Annotated in this window: 7 protein-coding genes and 2 pseudogenes; 8 read left to right on the top strand and 1 reads right to left on the bottom strand. The window is 39.4% G+C overall.

Features of this window, described 5'->3' with window-relative positions:
* Positions 1–144: pseudogene (gene rpsP, locus AC1DOS_RS18020) on the top strand (30S ribosomal protein S16); the annotation flags it as partial.
* A gap of 14 nt (positions 145–158) precedes the next feature.
* The gene (locus AC1DOS_RS18015) at positions 159–392 is read left to right on the top strand and encodes a KH domain-containing protein (RefSeq protein ID WP_024535022.1); all 234 of its coding nucleotides are present in this window, start codon (positions 159–161) and stop codon (positions 390–392) included.
* Between the two features lie 186 nt (positions 393–578).
* Here AC1DOS_RS18015 and AC1DOS_RS18010 read toward each other — a convergent pair whose 3' ends face one another.
* Positions 579–785: a hypothetical protein gene (locus AC1DOS_RS18010; RefSeq protein WP_477538604.1), complete on the bottom strand. Its 207-nt coding sequence runs from the start codon at positions 783–785 to the stop codon at positions 579–581.
* A 480-nt stretch (positions 786–1,265) separates the two neighbouring features.
* Here AC1DOS_RS18010 and rimM point away from each other — a divergent pair, with 480 nt between their 5' ends.
* From rimM to AC1DOS_RS17980, 6 genes and pseudogenes are all read left to right on the top strand, one after another.
* Positions 1,266–1,781 (top strand): ribosome maturation factor RimM, encoded by a 516-nt coding sequence (rimM, locus tag AC1DOS_RS18005; protein WP_477538603.1) that lies wholly within the window; start codon positions 1,266–1,268, stop codon positions 1,779–1,781.
* Positions 1,781–2,518 carry a tRNA (guanosine(37)-N1)-methyltransferase TrmD gene (gene trmD, locus AC1DOS_RS18000; protein ID WP_477538605.1) on the top strand — a complete coding sequence of 246 codons (738 nt, stop codon included), beginning with the start codon at positions 1,781–1,783 and terminating at the stop codon, positions 2,516–2,518. The genes rimM and trmD overlap by 1 nt, the downstream gene beginning before the upstream one ends.
* A 127-nt stretch (positions 2,519–2,645) precedes the next feature.
* Positions 2,646–2,993 carry a 50S ribosomal protein L19 gene (rplS, locus tag AC1DOS_RS17995; protein WP_108584619.1) on the top strand — a complete coding sequence of 116 codons (348 nt, stop codon included), beginning with the start codon at positions 2,646–2,648 and terminating at the stop codon, positions 2,991–2,993.
* Positions 2,994–3,097: 104 nt separating this feature from the next.
* A complete protein-coding gene (lepB, locus tag AC1DOS_RS17990; RefSeq protein WP_108584621.1) occupies positions 3,098–3,658 on the top strand; it encodes a signal peptidase I in 561 nt (186 codons plus the stop codon).
* 19 nt (positions 3,659–3,677) lie between these two features.
* The gene (gene ylqF / locus AC1DOS_RS17985; protein WP_108584623.1) at positions 3,678–4,547 is read left to right on the top strand and encodes a ribosome biogenesis GTPase YlqF; all 870 of its coding nucleotides are present in this window, start codon (positions 3,678–3,680) and stop codon (positions 4,545–4,547) included.
* A 60-nt stretch (positions 4,548–4,607) separates the two neighbouring features.
* Positions 4,608–4,901 (top strand): annotated as a pseudogene (locus tag AC1DOS_RS17980) (ribonuclease HII); the annotation flags it as partial.

Genomic DNA, 4,901 nt, shown 5'->3' with positions numbered 1-4,901 from the left:
ACAAAACCAGCTGAAGTTAAGATCAATGAAGAACTAGCTTTAAAATGGTTATCAAATGGTGCTAAACCATCTGATACAGTTCGTAACTTGTTCTCTGATCAAGGTATCATGGAGAAACACCATATCGCAAAAAACGCTAAGTAATCGGGGGCAGCATAATGAAGCAGCTGATTGAAACAATTGTTAAACCATTAGTCGATTATCCGGATGATGTTCGAGTTGAACTTGACGAAAATACAAACCGTATTGTCTACAAACTTTCTGTCCATGCTGAAGATATGGGGAAAGTGATTGGTAAGCAAGGACGTGTGGCGAAAGCGATTCGTACCATTGTTTATTCAGCGGCAAGCAGCCACCATAACAAGAAAACGTATGTCGATATTTTAGATTGATAAAAGAGGAAGGAGCTCACAGTTCCTTCCTTTTTTGTACCGATAAAAGGTGAAATGTTTTAATATTAATTTTTACTAACTTAGACTTTTCATCTAAATTCAAGCATTGTAGCCGAGATAAAATTGCGTTTGGACCCACAGGACGTGGGTCATGAAGGCGTCGCGATCTTAGCCTTCGACGCTTTTCTAATAAGCTTGGTAAAGAATGTAGTTGATATTGAAGAACAAACAAAAGGGTACATTCGCGCCTAGCATGCCGAAAGAGCGGGAAGAATGAGACCCACAAGTATGTGGTTTTCTTACGATGATGACAGGTTTCCAGTTCGCTTCGGAAGCTTTACCAACTGCACGTTGTTCTCGAGATAAAAGAGATTGGGCTTGTGACTGTGTCACTTCGCCCAACTCTCTTTTCGTAGATCATCCTGCGGCGGGTGTGCAACCTGAAAGCACACAATGATTTTGGTTTGTTTAACTAAAGAATAGAAGGTTTCTTTAAGTAGATGTTCGGCCAAAGATGCTATTTTGGCCTCTTCCTGCTTCTTTTATTTTCAAGCTAAAATTGACAGAAGTTGAGTGAAATTTGATTTAATTAAGTATCACTAAAACTAAAGACTGAATCCTTAATTGCTTTAATCGTGGATAATTAAAAATAGAAGAAAGAGTACATTTGCGCCTAGCATGCTAAGGAAGGAAGGTTAAAAACGCCACGTCCTGTGGCAACACCTTCATGACCCACTTCCTGTGGGCCAAAGAATGAGACCCACAAGTATGTGGTTTACAGACTTGTTGGCTCATGCGGAACGTGCGGCTAGCGCAAATGTACGATAAACAACAGTATAGTTTAACAGAGCCTTTTAATAAGGAGTGATTTCAATGGAATGGTATAACGTAGGTAAAATTGTTAATACGCATGGGATTCGTGGAGAGGTTCGTGTGATTTCAAGTACGGACTTCCCTGAAGAGCGATATGCAATTGGTAACAAGCTTTCATTATTTAGAGAAGGAACGAAAACGCCTTTAGTGTTAACTGTGGCTACTCATCGTCAACACAAAAACTTTGACCTTTTGACATTTGAAGGGTTTTTGACAATTGAAATGGTGGAAGGTTTCCGTGGAGGCATCTTAAAAATTTCTGAAAACMAATTAACTGATTTAGAGGGTAATGAATACTATTTCCATGAAATCATGGGATGTACTGTTTATGACCTTGAAGGACAAGAAATTGGTGTAGTGACTGATATTTTACAAACAGGAGCTAATGATGTTTGGACTGTGACGCCTGCAAAAGGAAAACCCCATTACATTCCTTATATCGAAGATGTAGTGAAAGATATTGATGTGGATGAAAAGAAAATCATTATTGACGCATTGGATGGCTTATTGTCATGATGCATATTCGTGTGTTGTCGTTGTTTCCAGCTATGTTCGAAGGTGTCTTTGGATCATCGATTTTAAAAAAAGCACAGGAAAAGCAGGCTGTTACATTAGAGGTAACCGATTTTCGTACGTATTCAGGCAATAAACATAGTCAGGTAGACGATTATCCTTATGGCGGGGGTGCAGGTATGGTTTTAAAGCCGGAGCCCTTATTCCAAGCTGTAGAGGCAATATCTACAACCTCGACAAAACCAAGAATCATTTTAATGTGTCCACAAGGTGAGCGCTTTACACAAGCAAAAGCAGAAGAGCTAGCGCAAGAAGAAGAATTGATTTTTTTGTGTGGCCATTACGAGGGATACGATGAACGGGTTCGCGAACATTTGGTAACAGACGAAATTTCAATCGGAGATTTTGTGTTAACGGGTGGCGAACTTGGAGCAATGACGGTAATCGATAGTGTCGTACGATTACTACCTGGAGTACTTGGTAACGGGGAGTCTCCTGTTCAAGATTCATTTTCAACTGGTTTACTCGAGCATCCACACTACACAAGACCTTCAGAATTCAGAGGATTTAAGGTGCCTGAGGTGTTGTTATCTGGTAATCATGCACTTATTGATCAATGGCGTCGCGAACAATCTTTATATAGGACCTGGAGTAGACGTCCCGACTTGCTGCAAAATACTGAATTAACCGCGAGTGAACAAAAGAAAATTGCTCAGTGGGTGAAAGAGAAAAACAACTAAATGGTCTTGCTTGCTTCAATGAGTTGTGGTATCATTTAATCTGTACTTCTTTTGTGAAGTGCCGAATTACGGTGTTCCGCTGCAGCCATAGTCGTTGGCATGAGCATCTGTCTAAGGAGAGAAAACTATGCAAAACATTATTACAGAAATCACTAAAGACCAACTTCGTACGGATCTTCCTGAATTCCGTCCTGGTGACACAGTTCGTGTACACGTTAAGGTCGTAGAGGGAACTCGCGAACGTATCCAAATGTATGAAGGTGTTGTTATTAAACGTCGTGGTGGCGGAGTAAGTTCAACATTCACAGTTCGTAAGATTTCTTACGGAGTAGGTGTAGAGCGTACATTCCCAGTACACACACCAAAAATTGCGCAATTAGAAGTTCTTCGTCGTGGTAAAGTACGTCGTGCGAAATTGTATTACCTACGTGATCTACGTGGTAAAGCAGCTCGTATTAAAGAAGCGCGCTACTAATAATCTAAATCAGAAAGAGAGCTTGGCAATCAAGCTCTCTTTCTTTTTGCTTGTCATTAATAATACTTGTACAATTAAACTAATTGAAGCAAGGAGGCAACAACATGGAACAAGCTAAAAAAGAAAAGAATGAGTTTTGGGAATGGTCAAAAGCATTGCTCATCGCTTTTGGACTAGCCTGGCTGATTCGGTTTTTTCTATTTACACCAATAGTCGTCGATGGAGAATCGATGATGCCAACACTTGAAGATGGAGACCGTATGATTGTCAACAAAATTGGCTACGAAGTAGGAGAACCTGAACGGTACGATATCGTTGTGTTTCATGCACCTGAAAAAAAAGATTACATAAAACGGGTAATCGGTTTGCCAGGAGATCATGTTGCTTATAAAAACGATCAGTTATTTATTAATGGTGAACCTCAAGAAGAACCTTATTTAGAACCTTATAAAAAAGAAATTATTGAAGGTCCTTTAACGGAAGATTTCACACTTGAAGATTACACAGACGTGTCAGTAATCCCTGAAGGATATGTGTTTGTGATGGGTGATAATCGAAGATATAGTAAAGACAGTCGAATGATTGGATTAGTTTCGATGGAGGAAATAATAGGCAGCACAAGTGTTATTTTCTGGCCACCAAATGAAATGGGATTTGTCGAGTAACAATGGAGGGGATTAAAACATGACCATACAATGGTTTCCGGGTCATATGGCGAAAGCTCGCCGCGAAGTAACGGAAAAATTAAAATTAGTTGATATTATTTTTGAATTAATTGACGCTAGGTTACCGTTATCTTCAAGAAATCCAATGATAGACGAAGTAATTGGTCAAAAAACAAGATTGTTAATATTAAATAAAGCTGATATGGCGGATGATTTTAAAACGAAGGCATGGATTCGCTATTTCGAAGAGCGTGGTCATCGTGCAGTTGCCATAAACTCATTTGAAGGCAAAGGATTACAACAAGTAACTAATGCTGCCACCGAACTATTAGCTGAAAAATGGGAGCGTATGGCTTCTCGCGGGATTAAACCTCGTGCGATTCGCGCGATGATTGTTGGTATTCCGAACGTAGGGAAATCTACATTAATCAATCGTTTAGCAAAGAAAAATCTCGCGAAAACAGGAAATACTCCTGGGATAACTAAAGCTCAACAATGGATTAAAGTAGGCAAAGAACTTGAATTATTAGATACACCAGGTATATTATGGCCGAAGTTTGAAGATCAATCAGTTGGCTATAAATTAGCTTTAACTGGTGCCATCAAAGACACCATTACTAATATGGAAGATTTGGCCGTATACGGCTTACATTTTCTAGCTGATCACTATCCAAAACGCATGGAAGAACGATATAAATTGACTGAAGTGGATGAAGATTTAGTGAAAACTTTTGATCACATCGGAAAACTTAGACGTGCTATCGGAAATGGTGGGGAAATCGATTATGAAAAAGTTGCAGAACTCATCGTACGCGATATCCGTGGTCAACATCTCGGGAAATTAACGTTTGATATTGTAGAAGAGATGTCTACGACTTCAGAACAATAACCTTTTTTGCCTTCGGGTAAGAAAGGTTTTTTCATGATACATAATTTAGAGGTGAAGAGTATGGAAACCATCAAAACGATTGCTGAAAAACTAAAACACACGTCTCAGCCAAATGAATGGACTAATAAATTAACTGAAGATCATCGAGCGGGAGTATTAAAGTTAATTACTTCATGGCAAAAAAGACTGGAGCAAGAAAAACAGATACAAATGATTCATGAAGAGAAAATCCGTTTTGACGAAAGTTTTAAACGACATAAAAATGACTTAGTTGCTGGCATTGATGAAGCAGGGCGAGGACCACTTGCTGGTCCAGTCGTCACAGCGGCTGTCATTTTTCATGAACACCCACAT

It is taken from the genome of Paenisporosarcina sp. P5_A11 (assembly GCF_056400705.1).
Note: the sequence above shows the minus strand (reverse complement) of the source record. Positions and strands in the feature narration are given on the sequence as shown.

Excerpts from the sequence above, each read along its gene's own strand:
- ylqF (WP_108584623.1), top strand. The coding sequence starts at position 3,678 with ATGACCATACAATGGTTTCCGGGTCATATGGCGAAAGCTCGCCGCGAA.
- lepB (WP_108584621.1), top strand. The coding sequence starts at position 3,098 with ATGGAACAAGCTAAAAAAGAAAAGAATGAGTTTTGGGAATGGTCAAAA.
- trmD (WP_477538605.1), top strand. The coding sequence starts at position 1,781 with ATGCATATTCGTGTGTTGTCGTTGTTTCCAGCTATGTTCGAAGGTGTC.
- rplS (WP_108584619.1), top strand. The coding sequence starts at position 2,646 with ATGCAAAACATTATTACAGAAATCACTAAAGACCAACTTCGTACGGAT.
- AC1DOS_RS18015 (WP_024535022.1), top strand. The coding sequence starts at position 159 with ATGAAGCAGCTGATTGAAACAATTGTTAAACCATTAGTCGATTATCCG.